Consider the following 25,183-nt stretch of genomic DNA (forward strand, 5'->3'; position numbering starts at 1 on the left):
ATCATCGTCCGGGCGGCGGGGAGGGCGGGCGCGGCGCCGTCCACCGGTCAGGCTTCGGCGGCCATCTCCTTGACCTTCTCGATCAGGGCGAGGCGGCTCTTGTGGTCGCCCGCGACCGGGGTCACGTTGAGCGTCGTCACGCCGGACTCGCGCATCGCTGCGAGCCGTTCCCGGACGTGCCCCTCCGGGCCGATCAGCGACATCTTCTCCAGCAGCTCGTACGGCACCTTGGCGGCGGCCTCGTCCTTCTTGCCGTCGAGGTAGAGGTCCTGGATCTCCTCGGCCTCCTTCTCGAAGCCGTACCGGCGGGCGAGGTCGTTGTAGAAGTTCTTGCCCTTGGCGCCCATGCCGCCGATGTAGAGCGCGGCCATGGGGCGTCCGAACTCCAGGAAGCCCTGCACGTCGTCGCCGATCGCGAGCGCGGCCTGGCCGACGACGTCCAGCTCGCCGAGCGCCGGGTCGCGCTTCGCGCGGCCCGCGGCGAGGGACGCGCCCCACACGTCGGCGGCCTTCTCCGGCAGGTAGAAGATCGGCTCCCAGGCGTCGGCGATCTCGGCGGTCAGCTCGACGTTCTTCGGGCCGATCGCGGCGACCATGATCGGGATGTCCGGGCGGACCGGATGGTTGATGATCTTCAGGGCCTTGCCGAGGCCGGTGCCCTCCCCGGCGGGCAGCGGCAGCTTGTAGTGCTTCCCGTCGTGTTCGAGCCGCTCCCGCCGCCACACCTTGCGGCAGATCTCGATGATCTCGCGGGTGCGGCCGAGCGGCGCGGTGTACGGGACGCCGTGGAAGCCCTCGATGACCTGCGGGCCGGACGCGCCGATGCCGAGCGTGAACCGCCCGTCCGAGACGTAGTCGAGCCCGGCGGCGGTCTGCGCCATCGCGGTCGGCGTCCGCGAGTAGATGTTCAGGATCCCGGACGCGATCTCCACACGCTCGGTCTTGGCGGCGATGTAGCCGAGCTGGCTCACCGCGTCGAAGCTGTACGCCTCCGCGACGTAGACGATGTCGAGCCCGGCCTTCTCGTAGTCGGCCAGCTCCTCGACGGTCTCCTTGAAACCGCCGGAGTAGCTGAGCGCCATCCCGATGCGCATCGGCGTCCCTCCCTAACCGAATCCGATTCCAGGCGACGGTAACCTACGCGGGCCGCGCCGCCCGGCGGCAGGGTCAGCCGAGCGGGTCAGCCGAGCGGGTCAGCCGAGCGGGGGGCCGTTCAGCGCGGCGAGGGCCGGGCCGTACATGCCGGTGCGGATCTCGCCGACGACCGCGCCGTTCTTGGCGGCGAGGGACGCGGCCAGCTCCACGGCGGCCGGGAGCACGTCGGCCTCGGCGGCGGTCCGCTGGACGATCCCCGCCGCCCGCGCCTCGTCCGCCGTGTACCGGCGTCCGGTGATCATCGCCTCGTGCGCCGTCGCGGCGGACAGCCGGGCCCTGATCAGCGCGCTCATCCCCGGCGTGAAGCTCATCCCGAGGTCGACCTCGGGGAGGCAGAAGTAGCCGCGGTCGGTCCGCATGACGGCGAAGTCGTGGGCGAGGGCGAGCATCGCGCCGCCCGCGAACGCGTGCCCGTTGACCGCCGCGACCGTGGGCATCGGCAGCGTCAGGAGCCGCGCGTACAGGGCGTGGACGCGGCTGAGGTAGGGCTCGAACTCGTCCCGGTGGGCGCCGAGCCAGTCCAGGTCGAGGCCGTTGGAGTAGAACTTGCCGGTCCCGGCGGTGACGAGCGCGCCGGGGCCGTCGTTCTTCGCGACGGTGTCGAGCGCGTCCTCGACGGCGCCGAGGAAGTCCGGCCCGAAGCGGTTCTCGCCCGCGTCGAACCGCAGGACGTACACGTCTCCGTCGCGCTGGAGGTCGATCACGAGGCTCTCCTTCGTCCGTGCCCGCCCCGACCCTACTCGCGGGTAGCGGACGGTGCCCAGCAGGGCCTCGGCATGACGTCCGTCATATCCGGCGATCGCTATGACGTCCGTCATGGGCAACGCGCAGACCATATGATGAATGTCATAATCGGGGCCATGGGCAGGGACAGCCGGGAACGCATGGTCCGCAGCGCCGCCTACCTGTTCCGCGAGCGCGGCTACAGCGGCACCGGGTTCCGCGACGTCATCGCGCACAGCGGCGCACCGCGCGGGTCGATCTACCACCACTTCCCGGACGGCAAGGCGCAGCTCGCGGAGGAGGCCGTCCGGTACGCGGGCGACTTCCTCAACGCGGGCATCCTCGCGGCCACCGAGGGCGGCGACGCCGCGTCCGCCGTGGACGCGTTCGTCGGCTGGTGGCGGCAGGTGCTGATCAAGAGCGGGTTCCGCGCGGGCTGCCCCGTCGTCGCCGTGACCGTCGAGTGCCACGACGACGCGCCGCAGCTCGCCGCCGCGGCGGCGGCCGCGTTCGGACGCTGGGAGGACACCCTCGCCACCGGGCTCGGCAACGCGGGCGTCCCGGACGACCGCGCCGCCCGCCTGGCCCGGCTGATCGTCGCCGCCGTCGAGGGCGCGACGATCCTGTGCCGCGCCCACCGCGACGTCGCCCCGCTGGACGACGTCGTCGCCGAGCTCAAGGACATGGCGCGCCGCGCCGCCGAGGAGACCTAGGCGGCGTTCTCGGCGACCAGCTCCGCGACGGCCTGCAGGGCGAGGACGTAGGACATCGTCCCGAACCCGGCGATCGTCCCGGTCGCGACGCCCGCGACGACGGACGTGTGCCGGAACTCCTCGCGCGTCGCCGGGTTGGTGATGTGCACCTCCACCAGCGGGGCCGTGAGCTGGGCGAGGGCGTCCCGCAGCGCGTAGGAGTAGTGGGTGAACGCGGCCGGGTTCAGCACGACCGGGATGCGCCCGTCCGCGGCCTCGTGCACCCAGCGCAGCATCTCGGCCTCGTCGTCGGTCTGCCTGACCTCGACGTTCAGGTCGAGGCGGCGGCCCGCGTCCCGGCACAGCGCGGCCAGCTCGTCGAAGGTCGTCGTCCCGTACTTGTCCGGCTCGCGGATCCCGAGGCGCCGCAGGTTGGGCCCGTTCAACACGAAGACCCGCGTCATCGGGAGACCTCCCTATAGGCCGCAGCGAGGAGTTCCTCGTCAGGGCCTTCCAGGCGGCCGGGCTCGGCGACGCCGTCCAGCACCACGAACCGCAGGGTCGTGCCGCGGGCCTTCTTGTCGACGGTCATCGTGGCGCGCAGGCCCGCCCAGTCGGCGGCGTAGGAGACGGGCAGCCCGACGGAGGCGAGGACGTCGCGGTGCCGCCGGACCACGTCCTCGGGCAGCCGTCCGGCGAGCCGGGCCAGCTCGGCGGCGTACACCATGCCGATGGCGACGGCGTGGCCGTGCCGGAACCGGTACTCCTCGGCCTTCTCGATCGCGTGCGCGAGCGTGTGCCCGTAGTTCAGGATCTCCCGGAGCCCGCTCTCCTTCAGATCCGCCGACACCACGTCGGCCTTGACCTTGACGGCGCGTTCGACCAGCTCGCGGGTGTGCGGGCCGTCCGGGGAGGCGGCGCCCTTCGGGTCGTCCTCGACGAGGTCGAGGATGGCCGGGTCCGCGATGAACCCGGCCTTGATGATCTCCGCGAGGCCGCTGACGTAGTCCTCGCGCGGCATCGTCATCAGCGTCGTCAGGTCGCACAGGACGCCCGCGGGCGGGTGGAACGCGCCCACGAGGTTCTTGCCCTCCGGCACGTTGATCCCGGTCTTGCCGCCGACCGCCGCGTCGACCATGCCGAGCAGCGTCGTCGGGACGAGCACCGCCCGCACCCCGCGCAGCCACGACGCCGCCGCGAACCCGGCGAGGTCGGTGGTGGCGCCGCCGCCGACGCCGACGACGACGTCCGTCCTGGTCATGCCGAGCCGGGCGAACGACGACCACAGCCCGGCGAGGACGCCGACCTCCTTCGCGGCCTCGCCGTCCGGGACAGGCAGCGCGTGCACCGCGTACCCGGCCTGTTCGAGCACCCGGCAGACGGGACGCGCGATCTGCGGCAGCCCCTCGGCGTGGACGACCGCCACGGCCCGCGCCCGGTCGCCGACCAGGCCGGGCAGCTCGCCGAGGACGCCCGTCCCGATCACGACGTCGTACGGCTCGGGGCCGCCCACGTGGACCCGCGACCGTGTCACGCCGTGCCCTCCAGGGCCTTCGCGATCTCCTCGACGATCTCGGCGGGCTCGCGCCCGTCGGTGTCGACCTCGATCGTGCCGAGCCGCTCGTAGATCGGGAGGCGCTCCTCCAGCAGCTTGCGCATCTGGCTGCGCGGGTTCAGCACGAGCAGCGGCCGCGCCGACGCGAGCCCCACCCGCTTGATCGCCTCGGCCAGCCCGACCCGCAGGTACACGACGGTCTGCCCGGCGAGCAGCTCCTGCGTCTCCGCCGCCAGCACCGCGCCGCCGCCGAGCGCGACGACGCCCGCGTGCTCGGCGAGCGCCGCCGCGACGGCCGCGGCCTCAAGCTCGCGGAACCGCTCCTCGCCGTCGTCGATGAAGATCTCGCCGATCGGCTTGCCCGCGGTCCGCTCGACGTCGGCGTCGGTGTCGCGCAGCGGGACGCCGAGCCGGTCCGCGAGCGCGCCGCCGATCGTGGTCTTGCCCGAGCCGGGCGGCCCGATGATCACTGCCTTCGGTCGCATGGGTCAGCGCGTCCCGTCCAGTTGGTCGTCAGCTCACTTGATGGTCAGCGAGGACAGGTATCCCCGCAGGTTGCGGGCGGTCTCCTCGGCGGAGTCGCCGCCGAACTTCTCCAGCGCCGCGTCGGCGAGGACGAGCGCGACCATCGCCTCGGCGACCACCCCGGCCGCGGGCACGGCGGTGACGTCGCTGCGCTGGTTGATCGCCTTTGCGGGCTCGCCGGTCTTCACGTCGACGGTGTCGAGGCGCCGCGGCACCGTCGAGATCGGCTTCATCGCGGCGCGGACGCGCAGCGGCTCGCCGGTCGTCATGCCGCCCTCGACGCCGCCCGCGCGGTTCGTGCGGCGGCGGATGCCGTCCGGGGTGGCGTCGATCTCGTCGTGCGCGCGGGACCCGGGGCGCCGCGCGGTGGTGAACCCGTCGCCGAGCTCCACGCCCTTGATCGCCTGGACGCCCATCAGCGCCCCGGCGAGCCGGGCGTCGAGCCGCCGGTCCCAGTGGACGTGGCTGCCGAGGCCGGGCGGCAGCCCGTAGGCGAGCACCTCCACGACGCCGCCGAGCGTGTCGCCCGCCCGCTTCATCTCGTCGACGTGCGCGACCATCCGCGCGGACGCCTCCGCGTCGAAGCAGCGCACCGGGCTCTCGTCGACCAGCGCGAGGTCGCCGGGCTCGGGCAGGGCGTCCGCGGGCGCCTCGACCTCGCCGAGCGCGATCACGTGGCTGAGGACGTCCACGCCGAGCGCCTGCTTGAGGAACGCCTTGGCGACCGTCCCGAGCGCGACCCGCGCGGCGGTCTCCCGCGCGCTCGCCCGCTCCAGCACCGGACGCGCGTCGTCGAACCCGTACTTCTGCATGCCGACGAGGTCGGCGTGGCCGGGGCGCGGCTGGGACAGCGGCGCGTTGCGCGCCTGCGCCTCCAGGACCGCGGCGTCGACGGGGTCGGCGGCCATGACCGTCTCCCACTTCGGCCACTCGGTGTTGCCGACCTCGATCGCGACGGGACCGCCGAGCGTCCTCCCGTGCCGGACGCCGCCGACGATCGTGACCTCGTCCCGCTCGAACTTCATCCGGGCGCCCCGCCCGTGCCCGAGCCGCCGGCGGCGCAGCTCCTCGGCGATGTCCGCCGAGGTCACGCGCACGCCGGCCGGAACCCCCTCCACGATCGCGGTGAGGGCCGGGCCGTGGGACTCTCCAGCGGTCAACCAGCGCAGCATGCCCCCGATCCTATTGAGTCCCACCGGGCGCCCGTGACGGCGTCCACCATCTGAGAGGCTCGCCGGGGGACGCGCCACGACTGCCGGGGTCTGGGGGTCGTCCTCGGAAAGGTGGGTCGCGATGACGGGGGCGCTGCGAAGGACACTGCTCGCGCAGGCGGAGGCGTGCGCCGAGCTGGGTTCGCCGATGTACGCGGAGCTGCTCACGCGGGCGGCGGACGATCCGGGCACGGCGGTCGCGGACGTGCTCGGCGACCGGACGGGCCCCGGGTTCGTCCTCGGGATGCTCGGGACGGTGCACCGCCTCGTCCTGGAGGGGCGTGCGCCCGACCTGGCCGCGCACTACCCGACGGCGGGCGGGACGAAGGACCCGCTCGCCGCCTGGCCCGCCTTCCGCGACGCGCTGGCCGAGCACGCCCCGGAGGTCCGCGCCGGGCTCGCCGACCCGCCGCAGACCAACGAGGTCGGCCGGGCCGCCCCGCTGGTCGGCGGCCTCCTCACGGTCGCCGCCGCCACCGGCCTCCCGGTCAGGCTCCTCGAACTCGGCGCGAGCGCAGGCCTCAACCTCCGCGCCGACCACTTCCGGATCACGTACGAGGGCGGCGCGTACGGCCCGGTTTCCGGAGCGGAGCGCCGGCGCAGTGGAGGCAACCGCCCTCCGGTCGTCCCTCCAGAAGACGCCGCGCCGGAAACGGGGGTCGTTCTGGCGGATGCTTGGCGGGGGCTTCCTCGGGTGGACGCGCGGCTCGTGATCGTGGAGCGGCGCGGCTGCGACCTCAACCCGCTGGACCCGGCGTCGCCGGAGGCGCGGCGGCGGCTCCTGTCGTACGTCTGGCCCGACCAGGCGGCACGGGTCGCGCGGCTGCGCGCGGCGTTCGCGGTGGCGGAGCGGGTCCCGGCGACGGTCGTGCGGGCGGGCGCCGCCGAGTTCCTGGACGGCGTCGCGCCCCGCGAGGGCGTGGCGACGGTCGTCTGGCACTCGACGATGCAGGCGTACCTGTCGCCGGACGAGTCCGCCCGCGTGCACGCCCGGCTGGAGCAGGCCGGGGCGGCGGCCACCGCCGACGCGCCGTTCGCGCACCTGTCGTTCGAGGGGCCGGACGCGTCCCGGCTCGACGCGGCGCACGTCCTGACCCTGCGGCTGTGGCCGGACGGCGGACCGGTGATCCTCGCCGAGGGGCCCTCGCACGGCCTCCCGACGACCTGGCGCTAGCCGGCCTCCCGCCGGTCGCGGACCGGCGCGGCCATGGCGCGGACGGCGGCGAGGAACCCGAGGGGCGAGCGGGTCTCAACCGCGGCGGACGACGCTCAGCTCGACGCCGCCGACGATGTGGCCGCGCAGCAGCTCGGCCAGCCGGTCGGACACCCGCTGCACGGTGCGGCGCTCGTCGTGCCCCTCGACCACCGCGAACCGGACGGCCAGCTCGGTCGAGGTGCCCTCGGTGACGCGGACCCCGCTGACCGCCTGGTCGGAGCCGAACGCGGCGTCGACGGCGGCGAGGACGTCCGGGTCCTCGTGCGGGGGCGGGACGGGACGCCCCTCGGCGAGCAGGTGCAGCCGCAGCCCGTCCACGGCGAACGGGACGGGCCCGGCGACGTCCACGACCAGGGCGTCGGCGCCCTCGTCCAGGGCGGCGCGGCAGGCGTCCCCGGCGCGCACCGCGACCGGCCTGGCGTCCGCCCGCCACGCCCGCATCGTCTCCGTGCAGGTGAACCCGAGGACGCCGCGCCGCCCGTCGTCGCCCGTCAGGGTGGGCACCGCCATGTCGCTCGACTTCTCGCGCCGCAGCCCGCCCGGCGCCTCCTCGGACTCGGTGAGGACGGCGACGACGGGCACGAGCAGCCGCGCGTTCCGCAGCCGCCGCAGCACCGTGTGCGCGCCGACGCGCCCGGCGGCGTACCCGGCGAGCGCCTCGCACAGCCGGGGGTCGGCGCTTCCGTCGTCGCCGGGGAACTGCGGTTCGGGAATCGTCAGTCCGGACACGCCAGGAAGGCTATATCCTCGGGCGAGCACGGTGGGCGACTATTCGGATACTATCCGTGCCCACGGGTCAGCCGAGGTCCGCGATCGCCGCGACGGTGCCGCCGCCGGACGGCCCCTGGTGCACGGCCGCGACCGACACGAACACGGCCGGGTCGCCGGTCACGGACGCCGCGACGCCGCCGACGCACGCCTTGATCTGCCGGTGCCAGTGCACGTCGGAGTCGTCCAGCATGATGTTGCGGCGGCCCCGGACCGAGCCGCTCGGGTCGGCCTCGCACTTGATGAACACGTTGACGAGCCGGTCGCCGAGGTCGGACGGGTGCGGACGCTCCGGCAGGTCGACGCCCGCCGACCTGACCGCGTCCCAGATGCCGTCGGCGTCGAGCGCGTCCTTCATCACACCGTGCCCGGCGCGGTACCGGCCGCCGATGCCGCGCACGTTCCCGACGACGACGATCTGCGCCCGGTCCAGCTCCACGCCGGACGAGCACGACGCCACCGACGAGAACAGCGACAGATCCTTGTGGATCTGCTCCGCGGACGGCGGCTCGATCTCCCCGAGCGCGACGGCGATGCCGAGCGCGGTGGTGGAGTTGGAGATGTCCATGGACTTGAGGGTGTCCTCGGTGACGACGCCGTGCCCGCGCGACTTGGCGTCGTTGATGGTGTCGAGGGTGAGCAGCGGCGTCTTGGTCTGCACGTAGTGGACGTCCGCCGGGTCGTCGATGCCCGCGGCCTTCATCGCGTCCCGGACCCCGGCCGCGACCGTCTCCACCATCGCGGGGCGTCCGATGTCCTCGGGGCGGATGACGTCGCTCATCGCGACTCCGACCGACAGGCGCGGCTCGTCCGAGCGCGGCGCGGACGCCGGGTCGACGGTGGCGAACACGGTGGCGTGCGGGCTGAGGACGCCGTCCGTGCCGCCCGACCACACCAGCGGGACGCGCGCGACCTCGTCGGGCGTCCGCGTCCCCTTGGCGACCAGCACCTCGCGGAACGCGCGGTCGGCCAGCAGCCGCGTGTAGTCGTTCACGCCGCCGTTGCCCTCGGTCTTGCCGACCACGGCGAGGACCCGGTCGGCGTCCAGGACGCCGTCGTCTATCAGCCGGGCCAGCCCGGACGCGTCGGTCACGCTCTCGATGGGGACCTTGCGGACTTCGATCGGATCCGGCACGGCACGCTCCTCAACCGCTGTTCGTCATCCCTATCCCGGCTCGCGGGTCAGCGCAGCCGGGCGAGGCGCTCGACGGCCTCGTCGATCACCTCGTCCCGCTTGCAGAACGCGAAGCGGACGAAGTGCGCCCCCGCCTCCGCGTCGTCGTAGAACACCTGGGTGGGGACGGCGACGACGCCCGCCTTCGCGGGGAGCGCGCGGGCCAGCTCCATGCCGTCGGTGAAGCCCAGCGGCCGGATGTCGGCCTGGACGAAGTACGTCCCCTGCGGCCGGTAGGTGACGAACCCGGCCGCCTCCAGCCCGGCGATCAGCCGGTCGCGCTTGCCCTGCAGCCCCTTGCGCAGCTCCTCGACCCACTGGGTCTCGCCGCCGAGCGCGTACGCGGCGGCCCGCTGGTAGGGGGCGCTGGCCGTGAAGGTGAGGAACTGCTTCACCGTCTGGACGGCCCGCACGTACGGCGCGGGCGCGGTCACCCATCCCGTCTTCCAGCCGGTGGCGGAGAACGTCTTGCCCGCGGACGACACGGACACCGTCCGCTCGCGCATCCCGTCGAGCGTCGCGAGCGGGACGTGCTCGGCGTCGTCGAACGTCAGGTACTCGTACACCTCGTCGGTGACCGCGACGAGGTCGTGCTCGCGGCAGACGTCCGCGATGACCTCGAGCTCCGCGCGGGTGAACACGGTGCCGGACGGGTTGTGCGGCGAGTTCACCAGGATCGCCCTGGTGGCCGGTCCGACGGCGGCGCGCAGCTCGTCGGGGTCGAAGGTGAAGCGCCCGTCCACCGGGCGGAGCGTGACGGCCCTGCGCCGCGCCCCGGCGAGCGCGATCACGGCGGCGTAGGAGTCGTAGTAGGGCTCGAACACGACGACCTCGTCGCCGGGCCCGGCGAGCGCCAGCACCGCCGAGGCGATCCCCTCGGTCGCGCCGACGGTCACGAACACCTCGGCGGCGGGGTCGTAGGACAGCCCGTACCGGTCGAGCCGCTGCGCGGCGACCGCCTCCCGAAGTTCCGGCAGTCCGGGGCCGGGCGGGTACTGGTTCAGGCCGGACCGGATCGCGTCGACCGCGACGTCCAGCATGGCCTGCGGGCCGTCCGTGTCCGGGAAGCCCTGGCCCAAGTTGATCGATTCCGTCGAGACCGCCAGCGCGGACATCTCCGCGAAGATCGTCTCGCCGAATCCCTGCATGCGCGCTACGAGAGGCTCACCCACGCCGACCAGAGTAGCGGCGGGGTCAGATCCAGCCCATGTCGTGGGCGGCGCGGGCGGCGGCGACGCGGGTCGGGGCGCCGAGCTTGGCCATGGCGGTGGACAGGTAGTTGCGGACGGTCCCCTCCGACAGGTGCAGCAGCGCGGCGATGCGGGCCGTCCCGGCGCCCGTGCCGGTGAGCCGCAGGACCTCGCGCTCGCGCTCGGAGAGCGGGTTGTCGCCCGCGGCCATCGCGCCCGCGGCGAGGTCGGCGTCCAGGTAGCGGCCGCCGCCGTGGACCCTGCGGATCGCGGCGGCCAGCTCCTGCGTCGGGGCGTCCTTCGCGACGAAGCCGCGGACCCCGGCGGCCATCGCGCGGCGCAGGTAGCCGGGACGGCCGAAGCTGGTCAGGATGCAGACCGCGCAGCGCGCCCCGGACGCGGCGAGGTCCTCGGCGACGGCGAGCCCGTCCGCGCCGGGCATCTCGATGTCGAGGACGGCGACGTCCGGGTCGTGCGCGGCGACGGCGGCGGCGACCTCGTCCCCGCGTCCGACCTCGGCGACGACCTCCAGGTCGGGTTCGAGGCCGAGCAGCGCGGCGACGGCGCCCCGGATGAGGTGCTCGTCGTCGGCCAGCAGGACGCGGATCACGCGGTCCTCCCGGCGGCGGGCTCGGGCACGCGTCCGGCGGCGCCGTCGTCGGGGACGGGAAGCGGGACGACGGCGCGCAGCAGGAACCCGTCGCGGCCGTCCGGGCCCGCGGCGACCTCGCCGCCGAGCACGGCGAGCCGCTCCGCCAGCCCGGTGAGGCCCGAGCCGGGCGTCCCGTCCGCGGCGCGGACGCCGTCGTTGCGCATCTCCAGCGCGACGGACCCGCCGCAGGAGCTGAGCGTGAGGACGCACCGCCGCGCCTCGCTGTGCTTGATCACGTTGGTGGCGCCCTCCCGGACCACCCAGGCCAGCACCGTCCGGACCTCCGGCGGCAGCCCGGCGGCGTCCTCGGACGCGGCGCGCCCCGCGAGGCCCTCGACCGTGCAGCGGATCCCGGCGGCGTCCAGCACGGCCCGGACGCCCGCCAGCTCGGCGTCCAGCTCGACGGCGCGGTACCCGTGGACGGCGGCCCGCACCTCGCGGAGCGCCTCCCGGGCGGCGCGCCGCACGTCGGCCATCTCCGCGCCCGCCCGCTCCGGGTCGGCGGCCGCGAGCCGCATCGCGAGCTCGCTCTTCACCGCGATCAGCGACAGGCTGTGGCCGAGGAGGTCGTGCAGGTCGCGGGAGAACCGGAGCCGCTCCTCGGTGACGGCGAGGCGGGCGAGCGCGTCGCGGGCGTCGTGGGTCTCCTGGTGCAGGTCCCACATGCGGCGCTGGTACCGGTTGACGAACGCGACGATCCCGCAGACCCCGCTGTAGATCACGGTCGTGAGCGGCAGGATCGCGTACCAGGGGGCGTCGCCGTCCGGGTAGAGGCGGCCGGAGGCGACGGCGGCGACCGCGCCGCAGACCGCCCCGGTGGCGACGCACAGGACGGCGATCCGCCGCCGGCTCATCGGGGACAGCACCACCGCCGACAGCCAGAACACCGGGCCCACGCTGAACAGCGGGTGGGCGAGGAGCAGCAGGCTCATCGCTGCCGCGACGGCGCCGCTGAGGACGAGGTCGCGCCGGGACGCGCCGTCGCCGAGGCCCGCCCGGACGAGCCGCGCGTAGCACCAGCAGAGCAGCCCGAGGCCCGCGGCCCCGACCGGGACGAGGGGCGCGGCGAGGTTCCCGTCCCTGTAGGCGATCTCCAGTCCGGCCAGGCTCGGCGCGACGAACCCGAGCGCGGCGAGCAGGAACGACCGGTACGTCACCCGCCGGTAGCGCTCCAGCCGCCGGGTGGCGCGCTCTTCGAGGTCGGCCGTGGTCGCGACCGTCATGTCCTGGCACCTCTCATGCCCCCATCCTCGCGAGCCGCGCGGGCGTCCGGTAGGGGCGGGTGTCAGCGGATCGGCGTGACAGCTGTCATACGCCCGGCCACCCGGCTCAGCCCGCGACGCTGACGACGTGCCCGGCGGCGTCCGGGTCGGCGGCGAGGTCGATCAGCGCGGCGGCGAGGTCGGCGCGCGCGATCGACAGGCCGCCGAGGACGTTGCGGTCGACGGCGCTGCGGTAACGGCCCTTCCCGGCCCCGTCGGTGAGCCTCGGCGGGCGGACGATCGTCCAGGCGAGCCCGGAGGCGCGGACGGCCTCCTCGGCGGCGCGCATGTCGTCGAACGCGTGCCGCAGGATCCGCTGCAGGACGAGCGGCTTCGCGACGAACCGGGTCAGCGGGTCGTCGCCCGGCCCGGCGTGCAGCCCGGCGGCGCTGGTCAGCAGGAACCGCTCGGTGCCCGTCGCGCGCATGGCGGCGAGGACGGCGCGGGTGCTGTCCGCGCAGACGGTGGTCGGGCGGCGTCCCTCGCGGGAGCCGATCGCGGTGATGACGGCGTCGCGGCCCTTGACCGTCCCCTCGATCGCGGCCGGGTCCATGACGTCGGCCTGGACGACGGCGAGGCCCCGGTTCGCGCCGTCCCCCAGGTCGGCGGGCAGCGCGGCCGGGTCGCGGACGACGGCGGTCACCTCGTGCCCGGCCGCCAGCGCGCGCCGGACGGCGTGCACGCCGGTCCGCCCGCTGGCGCCGAAGATCGTGAGCTTCATCGGAGGTCTTCCCTTCCCGAAGCGGGTGAGTGAATACTTACTAACCTCTAGAGTGGTAAGCGTTCACTCACCTGTCAAGGGGGCGGTCCATTGAGCGCGCGGGAGCGGATCCTGGACGCGGCGGCCGACATCATGCGGCGGCACGGCGTCGCCCGCGCCACCACGAAGGAGATCGCGAAGGCCGCGGGCTACTCGGAGGCGCTGCTCTACAAGCACTTCCGCGACAAGGAGGAGCTGATGCTGCGCGTCCTGCGTGAGCGGATGCCCGCCTTCGTGTCCAAGGGCGTCCCGGGCGAGGGCACCGTTGAGGAGAACCTCGTGGCGGTGGTGCTGGGCGGCGTGTACTTCTACCAGCAGAGCTTCCCGATGATGGCGTCGATGGCGGCGCAGCCGCGGCTGATGGCGGCGTCCCGGGAGGCGCTGCGCAAGTACGACGCGGGCCCGCACGAGCCGGTCGCCGCGCTGACCCGCTACCTGGACGCCGAGCGCGACCTCGGGCGGATCGCCGCCGCCGCGGACACGCGGGCGGTGGCGGCCCTGCTCATGGGCGCGTGCTTCCAGCAGGGGTTCCTGCGCTACTACTCGGTGGGCGCGGACGGCCCGCCCCCGCCGGAGCCGGACGCCCGCGACCTGGTCCGCCCGGTGCTGGCGGAGCTGCTCCCCTAGGGCGTGATCTCGGTGAGGCGGGTCTTCACGACCTTGCCCATCGCGTTGCGCGGCAGCGCCTCGACCAGGTGCACCACGCGCGGGCGCTTGTGGACCGACAGCCGTCCGGCGACGAAGTCGGTCAGCTCGCGCGCCGCGACGCCGTCCGCCACCACGTACGCGGTGACCTGCTCGCCGAGGTCGTCGTGCGGGGTGCCGACGACGGCCGCCTCCCGCACGCCGGGATGCGCGAGCAGCGCGTTCTCGATCTCGCCCGCGCCGATGCGGTAGCCGCCGCTCTTGATCAGGTCGGTGGACGCGCGGCCGACGATGCGGTGCCAGCCGTCCGGGCCCACGGCGGCGATGTCGCCGGTGCGGAACCAGCCGTCCTCGGTGAACGACTTCGCGGTCGCGTCGGGGCGGTTCAGGTACCCCTTGAACAGCAGCGGCGCGCGGACGTGCAGTTCCCCCGGCGTCTCGCCGTCGAGCGGGACCGGGGAGCCGTCCTCGGCGGCGAGCCGCGTCTCGACGCCGGGCAGGGGCGTGCCGACGTGGCCGGGACGCCGGTCGCCGTCGGCGCGCGCGCTGACCGTGATGAGGGTCTCCGTCATCCCGTAGCGCTCGACCGGGCGGTGCCCGGTCAGCTCCGCGAGCCGCTCGAAGACCGGGACGGGGAGCGGCGCGCTGCCCGAGACGAGCAGCCGGGCGGCGCGCAGGGCCCGCGCGGCGGACGGGTCGGCCGCCGTCCGCGACCAGACCGTGGGGACGCCGAAGAACAGGCTGCCGCCGTCGTCCCCGGCCGCCGCCGCGTACAGCTCCGGCCTCGGCCGCCCCGTGTGGACGAGCCGCGACCCGACGCGCAGCGCCCCGAGCACGCCGAGGACGAGCCCGTGCACGTGGAACAGCGGCAGCCCGTGGACGAGCACGTCGTCCGGCGTCCAGGCCCAGGCGCCCGCGAGCCCGTCCAGCCCGGCGGCGATCGCGCTCCGCGAGATCAGCACGCCCTTCGGGGCGCCGGTCGTCCCGCTGGTGTAGAGGATCAGCGCGGTCGCGTCGGCGGGGACGTCGGCCGCCGTCCCGCCGCCGCCGCGCGGCAGGGCGTCGACCGGGACCAGCGGCGGTTCGCCCTCGGCCCGCTCGGCGCCGGAGGCGGCGAGGAGCAGGCTCGCGGCGGAGTCGCCGAGGATGTGCGCGCGCTCGGCGGGCCCGGAGTCCGGCGGGACCGGGACGACGGGGACGCCCGCGAGCACCCCGCCGACGACCGCGACGACCGTCTCCGGCGACGCCGTGGCGTGCACGGCGACGGCGTCCGCGCCGCGGATCTCGGCGGCGACGGCCGACGCCCGGTCGAACAGCTCGTCGCGCGGCAGCTCGCGTCCGGCGACGCGCACCGGCCCGCCGCCCGCGTCCCCCGGGGTGCCGAGCAGGTCCATCATTCGCCCCTCTCCCGTTCGTTCGTGTCCTGTTCGTCCAGCCAGGCCAGGACGGCGTCGGTGTGCTCGCCGAGCAGCGGCGGCGCGGTGTGCCCGCGCGGCGGCGCGCCGTCGAACCGCAGCGGCGGGCCGGGCAGCTCGATCCGGCCGAGCTGCGGATGGTCGACCTCGACGACGAGGCCCTGCGAGCGCGTCTGCGGCGACTCGTACACCTCGTCGATCGTCCGGATCGCCCCGGCCGGGACGCCCGCCTCGGCGAACCGTTCGAGCCAGGCGTCGCGGGTGCCGCCCGCCAGGGCGCGCTCGATGTCGGCGGTCAGCTCGGCGCGCCCGGCCGTCCGGTCGGGGACGGTCGCGTAGCGCGGGTCGCCGGGGTCGAGCCCGACGAGCGGCGCGAACCTGCGCCAGAGCCCCTGGTTGGCGACGCCGATCTGGATCTGGCCGTCGGCGCAGCGGAACGTCCCGTACGGGGCGAGGGACGGATGGTCGTTGCCCACCGACTCGGGGACCTCGCCCGCGACCGTCCAGCGCGTCCCCTGGAACATGTGGGCGCCGACGACCGACGCCAGCAGCGACGTGCGGACGACCGCGCCGCGCCCGGTCCGGGTCCGCTCGTAGAGCGCGGCGAGCACCCCGGCGACGCCGTTGCCCGCCGCGAGCACGTCGGCGACCGACAGCCCGACCTTGCTCGGCGTGCCGGGCGGCCCGGTCACGCTCATGACGCCCGCCTCGCCCTGCATGATCGCGTCGTAGCCGGGGCGTCCGCCGTCCGGCCCGTCGTGCCCGAACCCGGTGATGGACAGCACGACGAGCCGCGGGTTCAGCCCGTGCAGCCGCTCCATCGGGAAGCCGAGCCGGTCGAGCACGCCCGGCCGGAAGTTCTCCACCAGCACGTCCGCGTGCCGGACGAGCCGCGCGAGCACGTCGCGCCCGCCGTCCGACTTCAGGTCGAGGACGATCGACTCCTTGTTCCGGTTGATCGACAGGTAGTACGTGCTGACCCGCGCGTCGCCCGCGAACGGCGGGCCCCAGCCGCGCGTCTCGTCGCCGCCGTCCGGCTGCTCGACCTTGATCACCCGGGCGCCGAGGTCGGCGAGCGCCATGGTGGCCTGCGGTCCGGCGACGACGCGGCTGAGGTCGACGACCACGACGCCGTCGAGCGGTCCGGGCAAGGGCGTCCTCCTTCGGGGGTCCGGCACCTGGAAGTATGCCGTCCGTGCCGGACGACGCGCCGAACCGCCCCGCGACGAGCTACGCCGCGCTCGCCGCGCGGCTGCTCGCGCTGCCGCCGTCCATCGGCCCGTCGCGCCTGGTCGCGGTGGACGGCCCGAGCGGCGCGGGCAAGTCCACCTTCACCGACCGTCTGGCAGAGGTCCTGGTCGGCGCCGGAGGCGCTCCGGAGGGCGTGGCGGGGCATCCCCCCTCAGAAGGCACTGTCGGCGCGCCGGTGGTGCGCTCGGACGACTTCCGCGTCCCGTGGGACGCCGACCCGCTGACCTGGTGGGAGCCGCTGCGGCGCGCCGTCCTGGACCCGGTGGGCGCGGGACGGCCCGGCACGCTGCGCCGCTACGACTGGCGGCGCGACGCCTACGGCCCGGCGGAGGAGGTCCCGGCCGCGCCCGTCCTGCTCGTGGAGGGCGTCGGAGCGGCGTGGGCGGGGTCGCCCGCCGCGTTCCGGATCTGGATCGACGCGCCGCTCGACCTGCGCCGGGCCCGCGCCGCCGACCGCGACGGCCCGGAGTACGCGGACGCCTGGGACCGCTGGTCCGCCCGCGAGACCGCGTTCTTCGCCGCGGACGGCACCCGCGCCCGCGCCGACCTCCACGTGGACGGCGCGCACCTCGGCCAGGACCGCTTCCGGACGGCGCCCCGCGAGGACGGCCCCGGCTCGCGTCCCTGAGAAGCGTCCGACCTGCTGGATAGCATCGGGAGTCCGGGCACCGGAGGGGAGGCGCCGCATGCCGATCGAGAGCGAGCACCGCGCGTCCGACTCGCCGTACGTCGCGCGGGTCTGGCGCGGCCGCGCCTCCGGGACGGGCAGCCTGACCTCGGTCGCGACGTCGAACTGGGAGCTCGTCTTCTGGACCGTCGACGGCGCCGTGCACGCCGCCGTCCGGGGGCCGGAGACGACCGCGTCGACCGCCGCGCTGGGCGGCGAGTCCGAGTCGTTCGGGATCACGTTCGCGCACGGCGCGTCGATGCCGCACCTGCCCCTCGCGCGGCTGGTCGACGGCATGGTGGAGAGCCCGCACGCCGACGCGCGCCGCTTCGTCCTGCTCGGCGAGGAGTGGGAGGTCCCGGGCTTCGACACGGCGGAGGACTTCGTCGGACGCCTCGTGCGCGCGGGCGCGCTGACCCGCGACCCGCTCGTGGACGAGGTCGTGTGGGGAGGCATCGCCAGGGTCGGGTCGCGGTCGGTGCAGCGGCGCGTCGTCACCGCGACGGGCCTGACCCAGGGCGCGATCCGGCAGATCGACCGCGCGCGGCACGCCGCCGTGCTGCTGGAGGAGGGCGTCCCGTCCCTGGACGTCGTGCACCGGCTCGGCTACTACGACCAGCCGCACATGGCGAGGTCGTTGAAGCGCTTCATCGGACGGACGGCGACCTGCCTCCAGCGCGGCGCGGACGCCGAAGCGCCGATGTCGCTTCTGTACAAGCTCCAGGACGAGGAGCGTTTCTAGGGTGGGGCCCGCCGCGCAGAACACGCGGCGAAATCCCACACCAGAAAGGGACGACCCGATGTCCGAGGGCACTGCCGCCTCCACCGAAGGCACCGTCACTTCCGCCGACGGCACGACCATCGCCTACACCGCGTGGGGCGAGGGCGACCCGATCGTCATCGTCGACGGCGCGACCGCGCACCGCGCCACGACCCCGGAGAACGCCCAGACCGCTGAACTGCTGGCGGCCGAGTTCCGCGTGATCAACTATGACCGGCGCGGGCGCGGCGGGAGCGGCGACACCGCGCCCTACGCCGTCGAGCGCGAGTTCGAGGACCTCGCCGCGATCATCGAGGGCGCGGGCGGCGGGCGCCCGGCGACGGTGTTCGGCTGGTCGTCCGGCGGGTTCCTCGCCCTCAACGCGGCGCAGGCCGGGGTCCCGGTCGCGCGGCTCGCGCTGTTCGAGCCGCCCGCCGTCGTCGACGACAGCCGTCCGCCGCTCCCCTCCGACTACGTCGAGCGGCTGGACGCCGCCGTTGCCGAGGGACGTCCCGGCGACGCGGTGGCGCTGTTCATGACCGCCGCCGCGATGATGCCCGAGGAGGCCGTCGAGGGGATGCGCGGCTCCGACTTCTGGCCCGCGCTGGAGGCGGTCGCCCCGACGATCGCCTACGACGGGCGCAACGTCGGGGACGCCATGTCCGGCAGGCCGCTGCGCGCCGACCGGTGGGACAAGGTCCGCGTGCCCGTTCTCGTCCTCCACGGCACGGACACGTGGCCCGCCCTCGCCGCCGGGGCGAAGGCGGTGGCCGACCACCTCCCGACCGCGACGCTGAAGGCGATCCCGGGCGAGAACCACGGCACCACGGCGCCCGCCCTCGCGCCCGTGCTGGCCGCCTTCGCGAAGGGCGCCTGACATGGGACGCATCGTCGTGACCGAGTTCATCTCCCTGGACGGCGTCGTCCAGTCCCCCGGCGGCGAGGACTTCAAGTACCCGAACTGGAGCTTCGACTTCGACCGGGGCCCGGAGGGCGAGCAGTTCAAGACCGACGAGGCGCTCGGATCGGCCGCGCTGCTGCTGGGCCGCGTCACCTACGAGGGGTTCGCGGCCGCGTGGCCGCAGTACGAGGGCGAACTCGCCGACAAGTACAACGAGATGCCGAAGTACGTCGTCTCCGGCACGCTCAAGGACCCCGAGTGGAACAACACGACGGTTCTCTCCGGCGGCCTCGCCGAGGAGGTCGCCCGCCTCAAGCGGGACGTGGACGGCGAGATCTCAGTGGCGGGCAGCATCCGGCTCGTCAAGGGGCTGCTCACGCTCGACCTGGTCGACGAGATCCACCTCATGTGGTTCCCCGTGATCCTCGGGCACGGCCTCAAGCTCTGGACGGAGACGCCCGACAAGAGCACGTGGACGCTCACCGAGTCGACGCGGTACGGGAAGGACGCCCTCGTCACGATCCATCGCCGGGCGCGGTGACATCGCCGGGCTCGCTGACATCGCCGGGCGCGACGACATCGACGTCGGCCGACGCGGCCCCGCCGGACAGCCTCGGGTAGCCGGGGCCCCGGTCGAAGAAGGGGGCGGGGCCGCGCTCGGCCCGCAGCCGGGTACGGAGGGCCGCCGTGGCGTCGCCGTCCACCCGCCCGCCGGACGCCAGGACGACGCCGTAGTCGTCGCGGGCGCCCGCGACCGACACCTTCCCGTCGCGGACGTCGTCCGCCACCCGCGCCGGGTCGCGGTCCAGGGGATCGCCCCAGCCGCCTCCCCCGGTCGTCCTGACGCGGATCACCTGACCGGCGCGGACGGGCTGGTCGTCGACGAGGCCGTCCATCTCCTCGCCGTCGATGTCGACGCGGAACGGGCGCCCGGCCCGGCCTCCGTTGACGCCCCAGCACGACAGGATCGACCGGTCGGCGATCGACATGTAGTGCGCGTCGCGCAGCATCCGGATGTGCTTGTCGTAGCCGAGCCCGCCCCGGAACTCCCCCGGCCCGCCCGAGTCGACGGCGAGGCCGAGCCGCTCCACGACGAACGGCCAGCGCGCCTCGGCGAACTCGGCGGGGATGTTGCGGGAGTCGGGGACGACGTGGATCGTGTCCTCGCCGTCCGCGTAGTAGCGGCCCCCGGAGCCGCCGCCGAGCACCTCGCGCATCAGGTAGGGGCCGCGGTCGTCCTCGCCGTAGACGCCGGTGTAGCGGATCGTCTCCTGGTCGGCGGGCATCCGCCCGCCGGTGGCCTTGGCGAGCACGCCCGCGAGGACGCCGAGCAGCCGCAGGATCACGAACGTCCGCGCGTTCGTCGGCGCCGGGAACACCGGGGTGAGCAGCGTGCCCTTCTCCGGGAACCGCATCTCGACGAGCGGCACGACGCCCTCGTTGACGTCCAGCTCGGCGGCCCGCTCGGGCGTGTCGGCGAGGTTCCGCAGAACGGGTGCCAGCCACTTCTTCAGGAATACCCCGTCCGCGTAGTCGCCCGCGTGGTTGATCGGCCCCTTGGCCTGCGGGGACGTGCCGGTGAAGTCGATGACGAGCGGGACGTCCGCCGCCTTGTCCACGGTCAGCGTGATCCGCTGCGCGTGCAGCCGGGGCGGGTCGACGCCGTCGTGCTCGGCGTAGTCCTCCCAGGCGAACACGCCGTCCGGGATCTTGGCGAGCAGCTCGCGGCGGAACGTCGCGGTCGTCCGGTCGATGATCGCGTCGAAGCACGCCTCGACGTCGGCGCGGCCGTAGCGGCCGAACAGCTCGCCGAGGCGGCGGGCGCCCATCAGGCAGGCGGAGCACTCGGCGTCCAGGTCCCCGGCGAGCGAGTCGGGCATCCGCGAGTTGCGGGTCATGATCGTCAGCGCCGCGCGGTTCGGGACGCCCTCGTCCCACAGCTTGATCGGCGGGACCATCAGGCCCTCCTCGAACGCGCTGCGGGCATGGCTCGGCATCGACCCCGGGACCGCGCCGCCGATGTCGTCGTGGTGCCCGAACGCCTGCACGAACGCGACGACCTCCCCGCCGTGGAACACCGGGACGGTGACGCACAGGTCGGGCAGGTGCCCGATGCCGCCCTCCGACAGGTACACGTCGTTGTGGAAGAACACGTCGCCGGGACGCATCTCCTCCAGCGGGAAGTCGCGGACGACGGGCTGGACGAGCGCGGAGTAGGAGCGCCCGGTCAGCTTGCGGAGCCGCCGGTCGTGGATGCCCGCGCGGAAGTCGTGCGCGTCCCGGATCATCGGCGACCGGGCCGTCCGCGCGATGGCCGTCTCGACCTCCCGCTCCACGGACGCCAGCGTGCCCTCGACGATCTCCAGCAGGATCGGGTCGATCATCGCGTCACCACCAGGTTGCCGTGGCCGTCGAGCTCCGCCGTGAAGCCGGGGTGCAGCGGCAGCGTCGAGCCGAACTCCTCGATGACGGCCGGGCCGGTCACGGCGTCGCCGGGGGCGAGCTTCTCGCGGCGGTAGACGGGCGCCTCCGTCCAGTCGTCGAAGTGGACGCGGCGCGCTCCGGTCAGCGCGCGCGACGGGTCGCCGTCGCCCGGCGGGCGTTCCGCGAGGCGCGGCCGGTCGATCGGGCCGATTCCGGAGACGCGCAGGTTGACCCACTCGACCGGATGCCGCGGATCGTCGCGGTGGCAGTAGCCGTAGAGGGCCTCGTGCGCGTCGTGGAACCGGCGGACGACCTCGGCGCGGAACGCCCCGTCCGGCGGGCCCGCCGGGGCCGCGACCCGCACCTCGAACGCCTGCCCGTAGTAGCGCAGGTCGGCGGAGCGGGCGAAGCGCCGCCGGTCCGGCGGAAAGCCCTCGCGGGCGAGCGCCTCGGCCGCCTCCGCTTCGAGCTCCGCGTAGATCGCGGCGGGCAGGGCCGGGTCGAGCTCGGCGTCGCGGACGACGCGCGTCCGCACGCAGTCGTTCCTCACGTCCACGGTGAGCAGCCCGAACGCCGACAGGTTCCCGGGGTTCTCCGGGACGACCGCGACCGGCAGCCCGAGCACGTCGAGCAGCCGGCACACGAGCAGCGGCCCGGACCCGCCGAACGCGACGAGCGGGTAGTCGCGGACGTCCAGGCCCCGCTTCACCGTGATCCGCCGGATCGCGTTGGCCTGGTTCCACGCGGAGATCTCCAGGATCCCGGCGGCGGCGCGCTCGACCGTCAGCCCGAGATCGCCGGCGAGGGCGGCGAGCCCGGCGCGGGCGGCGGCCACGTCGAGCGGGACCTCGCCGCCGAGCAGGTGCGGCGGGATGCGGCCGAGGACGGCGTGCGCGTCCGTCACCGTCGCCTCCGTCCCGCCGCGCCCGTAGCAGAGCGGGCCCGGGTCCGCGCCCGCGCTGCGCGGGCCCACCTTCAGCGCGCCGTCCGGCGACCGCCACGCGACCGACCCGCCGCCCGCCCCGACCGTCACGATGTCGATCATCGGGATCTTGACGGGATGGCGGCCGATCGACCCCTCCGTGGTGAGGGTCGGCTCGCCGTCCAGGACGACCGCGACGTCGGTGGACGTCCCGCCGCCGTCCAGCGTCACGACCGAGCCGCGCCCGGCGCGCGAGGCGACGTGGGCGGCGCCGAGCGCGCCCGCCGCCGGGCCGGACAGCACCGTCGTGATCGGCTGCCGGGCGACCTCCTCCGCCGACAGCACGCCGCCGTTGCTCTTCATCACGAGCAGGCGCGCCGCCGCGCGCTCCGCGATCCGCGCGAGGTAGCCGTTCATCGCGGGCTTGACGGCGGCGTCCACCAGCGTCGTCACCGACCGCTCGTACTCGCGGTACTCGCGCAGCACCTCGCACGACAGCGACACGACCGCGTCCGGGTGCTCGCGGGCGAGGACGTCCCGCATCGCCAGCTCGTGCGACGGGTCGGCGTAGGAGTGCAGGAAGCACACCCCGATCGCGCGGATCCCCGCGTCGCGGAAGAAGCGGGCCGCGGCGACCGCCGAGTCCTCGTCGAACGGGCGCAGCTCGGCGCCGGTGTGGTCGAGCCGCCCGCCGACCGTCCGCACCCGGTGCGCCGGGACGATCCGCGGCGGCTTCACCCAGAAGTAGCTGTTGCCGTACCCGTCCGGGACGCTCTGCCGCGCGATCTCCAGAATCGACCCGAAGCCCTCGGTCGTGACGAACCCGAGGTCGTCGACGCGGTCCTCAAGCAGCCGGTTCGTCGCGACCGTCGTGCCGTGGCAAAGGGCCGCGACGTCGTCCGGGCCGGCGCCGAGCAGGGCCAGGATCTTCGTCACACCGGCCGCGAAACCGGCGGCCGGGTCGGCGGGCGTCGACGGGGTCTTCGTGGTGACGAGCGCGCCGTCCGCGTCCAGCGCCACGACGTCGGTGAACGTGCCGCCCGTGTCGATCCCGATCCGCAGCCTCATGGACACGGGTCTACCGGACGCCGCCCACCTGCGGAACCGTCGCAACCTGCCAACGCGCCCGGCGTACTTTCGTGCGCGGCCGCTGGGGCTAGGCTGAGCACTTCCCAATCCGACCCGAACGCTGGAGCCCGTCCATGGCGCTGGAACGCCCCGAGATCGACTTCCCCGAGGGACAGCCCCCCTCGAACCTCGACATCACCGACATCACCAAGGGCGACGGGCCCGAGGCGACCAAGGGCGCGAACGTCTCGATGCACTACGTCGGCGTGTCCTGGTCGACCGGCGAGGAGTTCGACGCGTCCTGGAACCGCGGCTCGACGTTCGACTTCCCGCTCGGCGGCGGCCGCGTCATCAAGGGCTGGGACATGGGCATCGTCGGCATGAAGGTCGGCGGGCGGCGCAAGCTCGTCATCCCGCCGCACCTCGCCTACGGCGACCGCAGCCCGAGCCCGGCGATCAAGCCCGGCGAGACGCTCATCTTCGTCGTGGACCTCGTCGCGGTGAACTGAGCCTCGGTGAACTGCGTCGCGGTGAACTGACCGCGCGGCGGCCGAGCAGGTAGCCGAGCGCCACGCCGGCGAGCGCGACCGCGCCGCCCGTCCCGAACGCGACCGCCATCGGCCACGCCGGAGCGACCCGCTCCGGCGTGGCCGATGCGCGTCCGGCGTACACCGGACCTGGTTCCGCCCGCTCGGGAGCGGCGGACACGGGTTCGGGCGGGGCGGCGTTTTCGGGCGGGGCGGCGATGTCGCGTTCGACGGCGGCGAAGAACTCGCCCGCCGTCCGCTTCGCGACGGTGCCGAGCATCCGCTGGCCGACGCCGCCGACCATCCCGCCGACGACCGCGTCCGCGTCGTAGTCGATCCGGGTCGCGGCGTCGCCGTCGCCGGAGAGCCGGACGCGGACCGTCGCGTCCACCGTCCCCGGCGCGCCCTGCCCCCGCGCGCGCAGGACGAACGAGCGCGGCGGGTCCGGGTCGGCGAGTTCGACGCGGCCCGCGTAGGTGCCGCGGATCGAGGCGACGCCCGCCGAGACGGTCATGCGGTAGGCGCCGGGGCCGGTCTCCTCCAGGGACCGGCAGCCGGGGATCGTCCGCGCCAGGACGGCCGGGTCCTGGAGCGCGTCCCAGACTCGGGCGAGCGGCGCGGCGACGGTGGCACTGCCGGTGAGCTGCATGTCCCGACTGTAGGGAACGGCGGTGCGGGGCCGAACGGCAACATCTGCCGAGTACACGCCGAGGATTGGGCAGATGCGCTCGCTTTCGTGCGGGAAATGGTCAGATATGTCGGGCGAGTCGCGCCGTCCCGCGAACCCTCCCGGTGAACGGCGCGTCAACCGATGACGACCCCTCTGAACGACGGAACGACCGAACGAACCCCTCGACCGAACGGAGCACGCGGCCGATGCCCGGGAAAGCGCCCCTGATCACCATCATCGCCGCCGCGCTCGTCGGCGTGGTCGCGGGCGGCTGGCCCATCGTCACCGCGCAGGCGGGGAGCTCGGGGCCGTCGACGAGGACGCGGCTCGCGTCCGTCCTCGATGACCAGCAGTGGGCGACGCCGAAGCCCGGCTCGTGGACGATGCCGAAGCCGTCCAGCGACGGCCTCCCCCCGGTCATCGACCACATCGAGACGCAGGAGCGCGTCGTCTTCCTCACCATCGACGACGGCTACGAGTACGACTCGCAGTTCGTGAACCTGGTGCGCACGCAGAAGGTCCCCATCATGACCTTCCTGACCTCGACGTACATCAAGGGGCAGGGGCAGTACTTCTGGGCGATGCGCAACGCCGGGTCGGCCATGGAGAACCACACCGTCAGCCACCCGAACATGCCCACGCTCAGCCCGGAGGCGCAGAAGAAGCAGATCTGCGACGCGTCCGACGAGATCGCGAAGCAGTACGGGCGGCGCCCCGAGGTTTTCCGGCCGCCGTTCGGCGCCTTCAACCCGACGACCCGGCAGGTCGCCAAGGAGTGCGGCATCAAGTCGATCCTGATCTGGTCGGCGGAGTTCTACAACGGGACGTCCGGACCGGGCGTCGGGTTCAACGGCTTCGCGCGCGGCGACGGCGGCAAGGGGTTCAAGCCCGGCGACATCATCCTCATGCACTACCGCAAGGGCCTCGCGGGGGAGCTGGAGATGATCCTCGGCTGGATCAAGCAGGCCGGGTTCCGTCCGGCGGCCGTGCAGAACTACCTGCCGAAGTCGCTCGGCGGCAACGCCCCGGAGACGCCCGCGCACGGCTGAA

Annotated in this window: 26 protein-coding genes; 9 read left to right on the top strand and 17 right to left on the bottom strand. The window is 74.4% G+C overall.

What is annotated here, in order from left to right; genetic code table 11:
• Positions 1 to 47: 47 nt before the first annotated feature.
• Both FXF68_RS19385 and FXF68_RS19390 read right to left on the bottom strand, forming a co-directional pair.
• Positions 48 to 1,094 (bottom strand): LLM class F420-dependent oxidoreductase, encoded by a 1,047-nt coding sequence (locus FXF68_RS19385; protein ID WP_148761212.1) that lies wholly within the window; start codon positions 1,092 to 1,094, stop codon positions 48 to 50.
• A 99-nt stretch (positions 1,095 to 1,193) separates the two neighbouring features.
• Positions 1,194 to 1,859: an enoyl-CoA hydratase-related protein gene (locus FXF68_RS19390; RefSeq protein WP_148762333.1), complete on the bottom strand. Its 666-nt coding sequence runs from the start codon at positions 1,857 to 1,859 to the stop codon at positions 1,194 to 1,196.
• A 156-nt stretch (positions 1,860 to 2,015) separates the two neighbouring features.
• Here FXF68_RS19390 and FXF68_RS19395 point away from each other — a divergent pair, with 156 nt between their 5' ends.
• On the top strand, positions 2,016 to 2,591 hold the full coding sequence (locus FXF68_RS19395; protein ID WP_148761214.1) for a TetR/AcrR family transcriptional regulator: 576 nt from the start codon (positions 2,016 to 2,018) through the stop codon (positions 2,589 to 2,591).
• Here FXF68_RS19395 and aroQ read toward each other — a convergent pair.
• Genes aroQ through aroC form a run of 4 tightly spaced genes read right to left on the bottom strand, consistent with a single transcriptional unit; the run spans position 2,588 to position 5,822 of the window.
• The gene (gene aroQ / locus FXF68_RS19400; protein ID WP_148761216.1) at positions 2,588 to 3,034 is read right to left on the bottom strand and encodes a type II 3-dehydroquinate dehydratase; all 447 of its coding nucleotides are present in this window, start codon (positions 3,032 to 3,034) and stop codon (positions 2,588 to 2,590) included. The genes FXF68_RS19395 and aroQ overlap by 4 nt on opposite strands.
• Entirely contained in the window at positions 3,031 to 4,104 is a 1,074-nt protein-coding gene (gene aroB / locus FXF68_RS19405; RefSeq protein ID WP_148761218.1) for a 3-dehydroquinate synthase, read from the bottom strand. The genes aroQ and aroB overlap by 4 nt, the downstream gene beginning before the upstream one ends.
• On the bottom strand, positions 4,101 to 4,610 hold the full coding sequence (locus FXF68_RS19410) for a shikimate kinase (RefSeq protein ID WP_148761220.1): 510 nt from the start codon (positions 4,608 to 4,610) through the stop codon (positions 4,101 to 4,103). Before FXF68_RS19410 ends, aroB begins: the two co-directional genes overlap by 4 nt.
• 33 nt (positions 4,611 to 4,643) lie before the next feature.
• Positions 4,644 to 5,822 carry a chorismate synthase gene (gene aroC, locus FXF68_RS19415; RefSeq protein ID WP_148761222.1) on the bottom strand — a complete coding sequence of 393 codons (1,179 nt, stop codon included), beginning with the start codon at positions 5,820 to 5,822 and terminating at the stop codon, positions 4,644 to 4,646.
• 121 nt (positions 5,823 to 5,943) lie between these two features.
• On the opposite strand from aroC, the gene FXF68_RS19420 reads away from it, so the two are divergent.
• On the top strand, positions 5,944 to 7,035 hold the full coding sequence (locus FXF68_RS19420) for a DUF2332 domain-containing protein (RefSeq protein ID WP_148761224.1): 1,092 nt from the start codon (positions 5,944 to 5,946) through the stop codon (positions 7,033 to 7,035).
• Between the two features lie 75 nt (positions 7,036 to 7,110).
• On the opposite strand, the gene FXF68_RS19425 is transcribed toward FXF68_RS19420, so the two are convergent.
• The 6 genes from FXF68_RS19425 to FXF68_RS19450 all read right to left on the bottom strand — a co-directional run bounded on the left by FXF68_RS19425 (position 7,111) and on the right by FXF68_RS19450 (position 12,844).
• Positions 7,111 to 7,806, bottom strand: coding sequence for an SseB family protein (locus FXF68_RS19425; RefSeq protein ID WP_148761226.1), 696 nt, complete (start codon positions 7,804 to 7,806; stop codon positions 7,111 to 7,113).
• 67 nt (positions 7,807 to 7,873) lie between these two features.
• Positions 7,874 to 8,980, bottom strand: coding sequence for a barbiturase (bar, locus tag FXF68_RS19430; RefSeq protein WP_148761228.1), 1,107 nt, complete (start codon positions 8,978 to 8,980; stop codon positions 7,874 to 7,876).
• A 47-nt stretch (positions 8,981 to 9,027) separates the two neighbouring features.
• Positions 9,028 to 10,191 (bottom strand): pyridoxal phosphate-dependent aminotransferase, encoded by a 1,164-nt coding sequence (locus FXF68_RS19435; protein ID WP_148761230.1) that lies wholly within the window; start codon positions 10,189 to 10,191, stop codon positions 9,028 to 9,030.
• A gap of 22 nt (positions 10,192 to 10,213) precedes the next feature.
• A complete protein-coding gene (locus FXF68_RS19440) occupies positions 10,214 to 10,819 on the bottom strand; it encodes a response regulator transcription factor (RefSeq protein ID WP_148761232.1) in 606 nt (201 codons plus the stop codon).
• Positions 10,816 to 12,084, bottom strand: coding sequence for a sensor histidine kinase (locus FXF68_RS19445; protein WP_148761233.1), 1,269 nt, complete (start codon positions 12,082 to 12,084; stop codon positions 10,816 to 10,818). The genes FXF68_RS19440 and FXF68_RS19445 overlap by 4 nt, the downstream gene beginning before the upstream one ends.
• A gap of 106 nt (positions 12,085 to 12,190) precedes the next feature.
• Entirely contained in the window at positions 12,191 to 12,844 is a 654-nt protein-coding gene (locus tag FXF68_RS19450) for an NAD(P)-dependent oxidoreductase (protein ID WP_148761235.1), read from the bottom strand.
• A gap of 90 nt (positions 12,845 to 12,934) precedes the next feature.
• On the opposite strand from FXF68_RS19450, the gene FXF68_RS19455 reads away from it, so the two are divergent.
• Positions 12,935 to 13,510, top strand: a complete 576-nt coding sequence (locus tag FXF68_RS19455) for a TetR/AcrR family transcriptional regulator (RefSeq protein ID WP_148761237.1) — start codon at positions 12,935 to 12,937, stop codon at positions 13,508 to 13,510.
• On the opposite strand, the gene FXF68_RS19460 is transcribed toward FXF68_RS19455, so the two are convergent.
• Entirely contained in the window at positions 13,507 to 14,925 is a 1,419-nt protein-coding gene (locus tag FXF68_RS19460) for an acyl-CoA synthetase (protein ID WP_148761239.1), read from the bottom strand. The genes FXF68_RS19455 and FXF68_RS19460 overlap by 4 nt on opposite strands.
• Positions 14,922 to 16,094 (bottom strand): CaiB/BaiF CoA transferase family protein, encoded by a 1,173-nt coding sequence (locus FXF68_RS19465; RefSeq protein ID WP_148761241.1) that lies wholly within the window; start codon positions 16,092 to 16,094, stop codon positions 14,922 to 14,924. Before FXF68_RS19465 ends, FXF68_RS19460 begins: the two co-directional genes overlap by 4 nt.
• A 44-nt stretch (positions 16,095 to 16,138) precedes the next feature.
• Between FXF68_RS19465 and FXF68_RS19470 the strand changes: the two genes are divergently transcribed.
• The 4 genes from FXF68_RS19470 to FXF68_RS19485 are packed head-to-tail and all read left to right on the top strand — an operon-like array spanning position 16,139 to position 19,063.
• Positions 16,139 to 16,822, top strand: a complete 684-nt coding sequence (locus tag FXF68_RS19470) for a uridine kinase family protein (protein ID WP_246178809.1) — start codon at positions 16,139 to 16,141, stop codon at positions 16,820 to 16,822.
• Between the two features lie 58 nt (positions 16,823 to 16,880).
• A complete protein-coding gene (locus FXF68_RS19475) occupies positions 16,881 to 17,603 on the top strand; it encodes a helix-turn-helix domain-containing protein (protein WP_148761255.1) in 723 nt (240 codons plus the stop codon).
• Between the two features lie 58 nt (positions 17,604 to 17,661).
• Positions 17,662 to 18,498: an alpha/beta fold hydrolase gene (locus FXF68_RS19480; protein ID WP_148761257.1), complete on the top strand. Its 837-nt coding sequence runs from the start codon at positions 17,662 to 17,664 to the stop codon at positions 18,496 to 18,498.
• A 1-nt stretch (position 18,499) separates the two neighbouring features.
• On the top strand, positions 18,500 to 19,063 hold the full coding sequence (locus FXF68_RS19485; RefSeq protein ID WP_148761259.1) for a dihydrofolate reductase family protein: 564 nt from the start codon (positions 18,500 to 18,502) through the stop codon (positions 19,061 to 19,063).
• Here FXF68_RS19485 and FXF68_RS19490 read toward each other — a convergent pair.
• Together FXF68_RS19490 and FXF68_RS19495 are read right to left on the bottom strand one after the other, a co-directional pair.
• Positions 19,038 to 20,906: a hydantoinase B/oxoprolinase family protein gene (locus FXF68_RS19490; RefSeq protein WP_148761261.1), complete on the bottom strand. Its 1,869-nt coding sequence runs from the start codon at positions 20,904 to 20,906 to the stop codon at positions 19,038 to 19,040. The two genes, FXF68_RS19485 and FXF68_RS19490, sit on opposite strands and share 26 nt — an antisense overlap.
• Positions 20,903 to 22,936, bottom strand: a complete 2,034-nt coding sequence (locus tag FXF68_RS19495) for a hydantoinase/oxoprolinase family protein (protein ID WP_148761263.1) — start codon at positions 22,934 to 22,936, stop codon at positions 20,903 to 20,905. The genes FXF68_RS19490 and FXF68_RS19495 overlap by 4 nt, the downstream gene beginning before the upstream one ends.
• 134 nt (positions 22,937 to 23,070) lie before the next feature.
• On the opposite strand from FXF68_RS19495, the gene FXF68_RS19500 reads away from it, so the two are divergent.
• On the top strand, positions 23,071 to 23,445 hold the full coding sequence (locus FXF68_RS19500) for an FKBP-type peptidyl-prolyl cis-trans isomerase (protein WP_148761265.1): 375 nt from the start codon (positions 23,071 to 23,073) through the stop codon (positions 23,443 to 23,445).
• Here FXF68_RS19500 and FXF68_RS19505 read toward each other — a convergent pair.
• Positions 23,411 to 24,112: an SRPBCC family protein gene (locus FXF68_RS19505; protein WP_148761267.1), complete on the bottom strand. Its 702-nt coding sequence runs from the start codon at positions 24,110 to 24,112 to the stop codon at positions 23,411 to 23,413. The genes FXF68_RS19500 and FXF68_RS19505 overlap by 35 nt on opposite strands.
• Positions 24,113 to 24,339: 227 nt before the next feature.
• On the opposite strand from FXF68_RS19505, the gene FXF68_RS19510 reads away from it, so the two are divergent.
• Entirely contained in the window at positions 24,340 to 25,182 is an 843-nt protein-coding gene (locus tag FXF68_RS19510) for a polysaccharide deacetylase family protein (protein WP_148761269.1), read from the top strand.
• The last annotated feature ends 1 nt before the right edge of the window (position 25,183 follow it).

The organism is Actinomadura decatromicini, assembly GCF_008121305.1.
GTDB lineage: Bacteria > Actinomycetota > Actinomycetes > Streptosporangiales > Streptosporangiaceae > Spirillospora > Spirillospora syzygii.

Coding starts and splice junctions, on each gene's coding strand:
- FXF68_RS19385 (WP_148761212.1), bottom strand. CDS start 1,094: ATGCGCATCGGGATGGCGCTCAGCTACTCCGGCGGTTTCAAGGAGACC.
- FXF68_RS19395 (WP_148761214.1), top strand. CDS start 2,016: ATGGGCAGGGACAGCCGGGAACGCATGGTCCGCAGCGCCGCCTACCTG.
- aroQ (WP_148761216.1), bottom strand. CDS start 3,034: ATGACGCGGGTCTTCGTGTTGAACGGGCCCAACCTGCGGCGCCTCGGG.
- FXF68_RS19410 (WP_148761220.1), bottom strand. CDS start 4,610: ATGCGACCGAAGGCAGTGATCATCGGGCCGCCCGGCTCGGGCAAGACC.
- aroC (WP_148761222.1), bottom strand. CDS start 5,822: ATGCTGCGCTGGTTGACCGCTGGAGAGTCCCACGGCCCGGCCCTCACC.
- FXF68_RS19420 (WP_148761224.1), top strand. CDS start 5,944: ATGACGGGGGCGCTGCGAAGGACACTGCTCGCGCAGGCGGAGGCGTGC.
- FXF68_RS19445 (WP_148761233.1), bottom strand. CDS start 12,084: ATGACGGTCGCGACCACGGCCGACCTCGAAGAGCGCGCCACCCGGCGG.
- FXF68_RS19450 (WP_148761235.1), bottom strand. CDS start 12,844: ATGAAGCTCACGATCTTCGGCGCCAGCGGGCGGACCGGCGTGCACGCC.
- FXF68_RS19460 (WP_148761239.1), bottom strand. CDS start 14,925: ATGATGGACCTGCTCGGCACCCCGGGGGACGCGGGCGGCGGGCCGGTG.
- FXF68_RS19475 (WP_148761255.1), top strand. CDS start 16,881: ATGCCGATCGAGAGCGAGCACCGCGCGTCCGACTCGCCGTACGTCGCG.
- FXF68_RS19480 (WP_148761257.1), top strand. CDS start 17,662: ATGTCCGAGGGCACTGCCGCCTCCACCGAAGGCACCGTCACTTCCGCC.
- FXF68_RS19485 (WP_148761259.1), top strand. CDS start 18,500: ATGGGACGCATCGTCGTGACCGAGTTCATCTCCCTGGACGGCGTCGTC.
- FXF68_RS19490 (WP_148761261.1), bottom strand. CDS start 20,906: ATGATCGACCCGATCCTGCTGGAGATCGTCGAGGGCACGCTGGCGTCC.
- FXF68_RS19495 (WP_148761263.1), bottom strand. CDS start 22,936: ATGAGGCTGCGGATCGGGATCGACACGGGCGGCACGTTCACCGACGTC.
- FXF68_RS19500 (WP_148761265.1), top strand. CDS start 23,071: ATGGCGCTGGAACGCCCCGAGATCGACTTCCCCGAGGGACAGCCCCCC.
- FXF68_RS19505 (WP_148761267.1), bottom strand. CDS start 24,112: ATGCAGCTCACCGGCAGTGCCACCGTCGCCGCGCCGCTCGCCCGAGTC.
- FXF68_RS19510 (WP_148761269.1), top strand. CDS start 24,340: ATGCCCGGGAAAGCGCCCCTGATCACCATCATCGCCGCCGCGCTCGTC.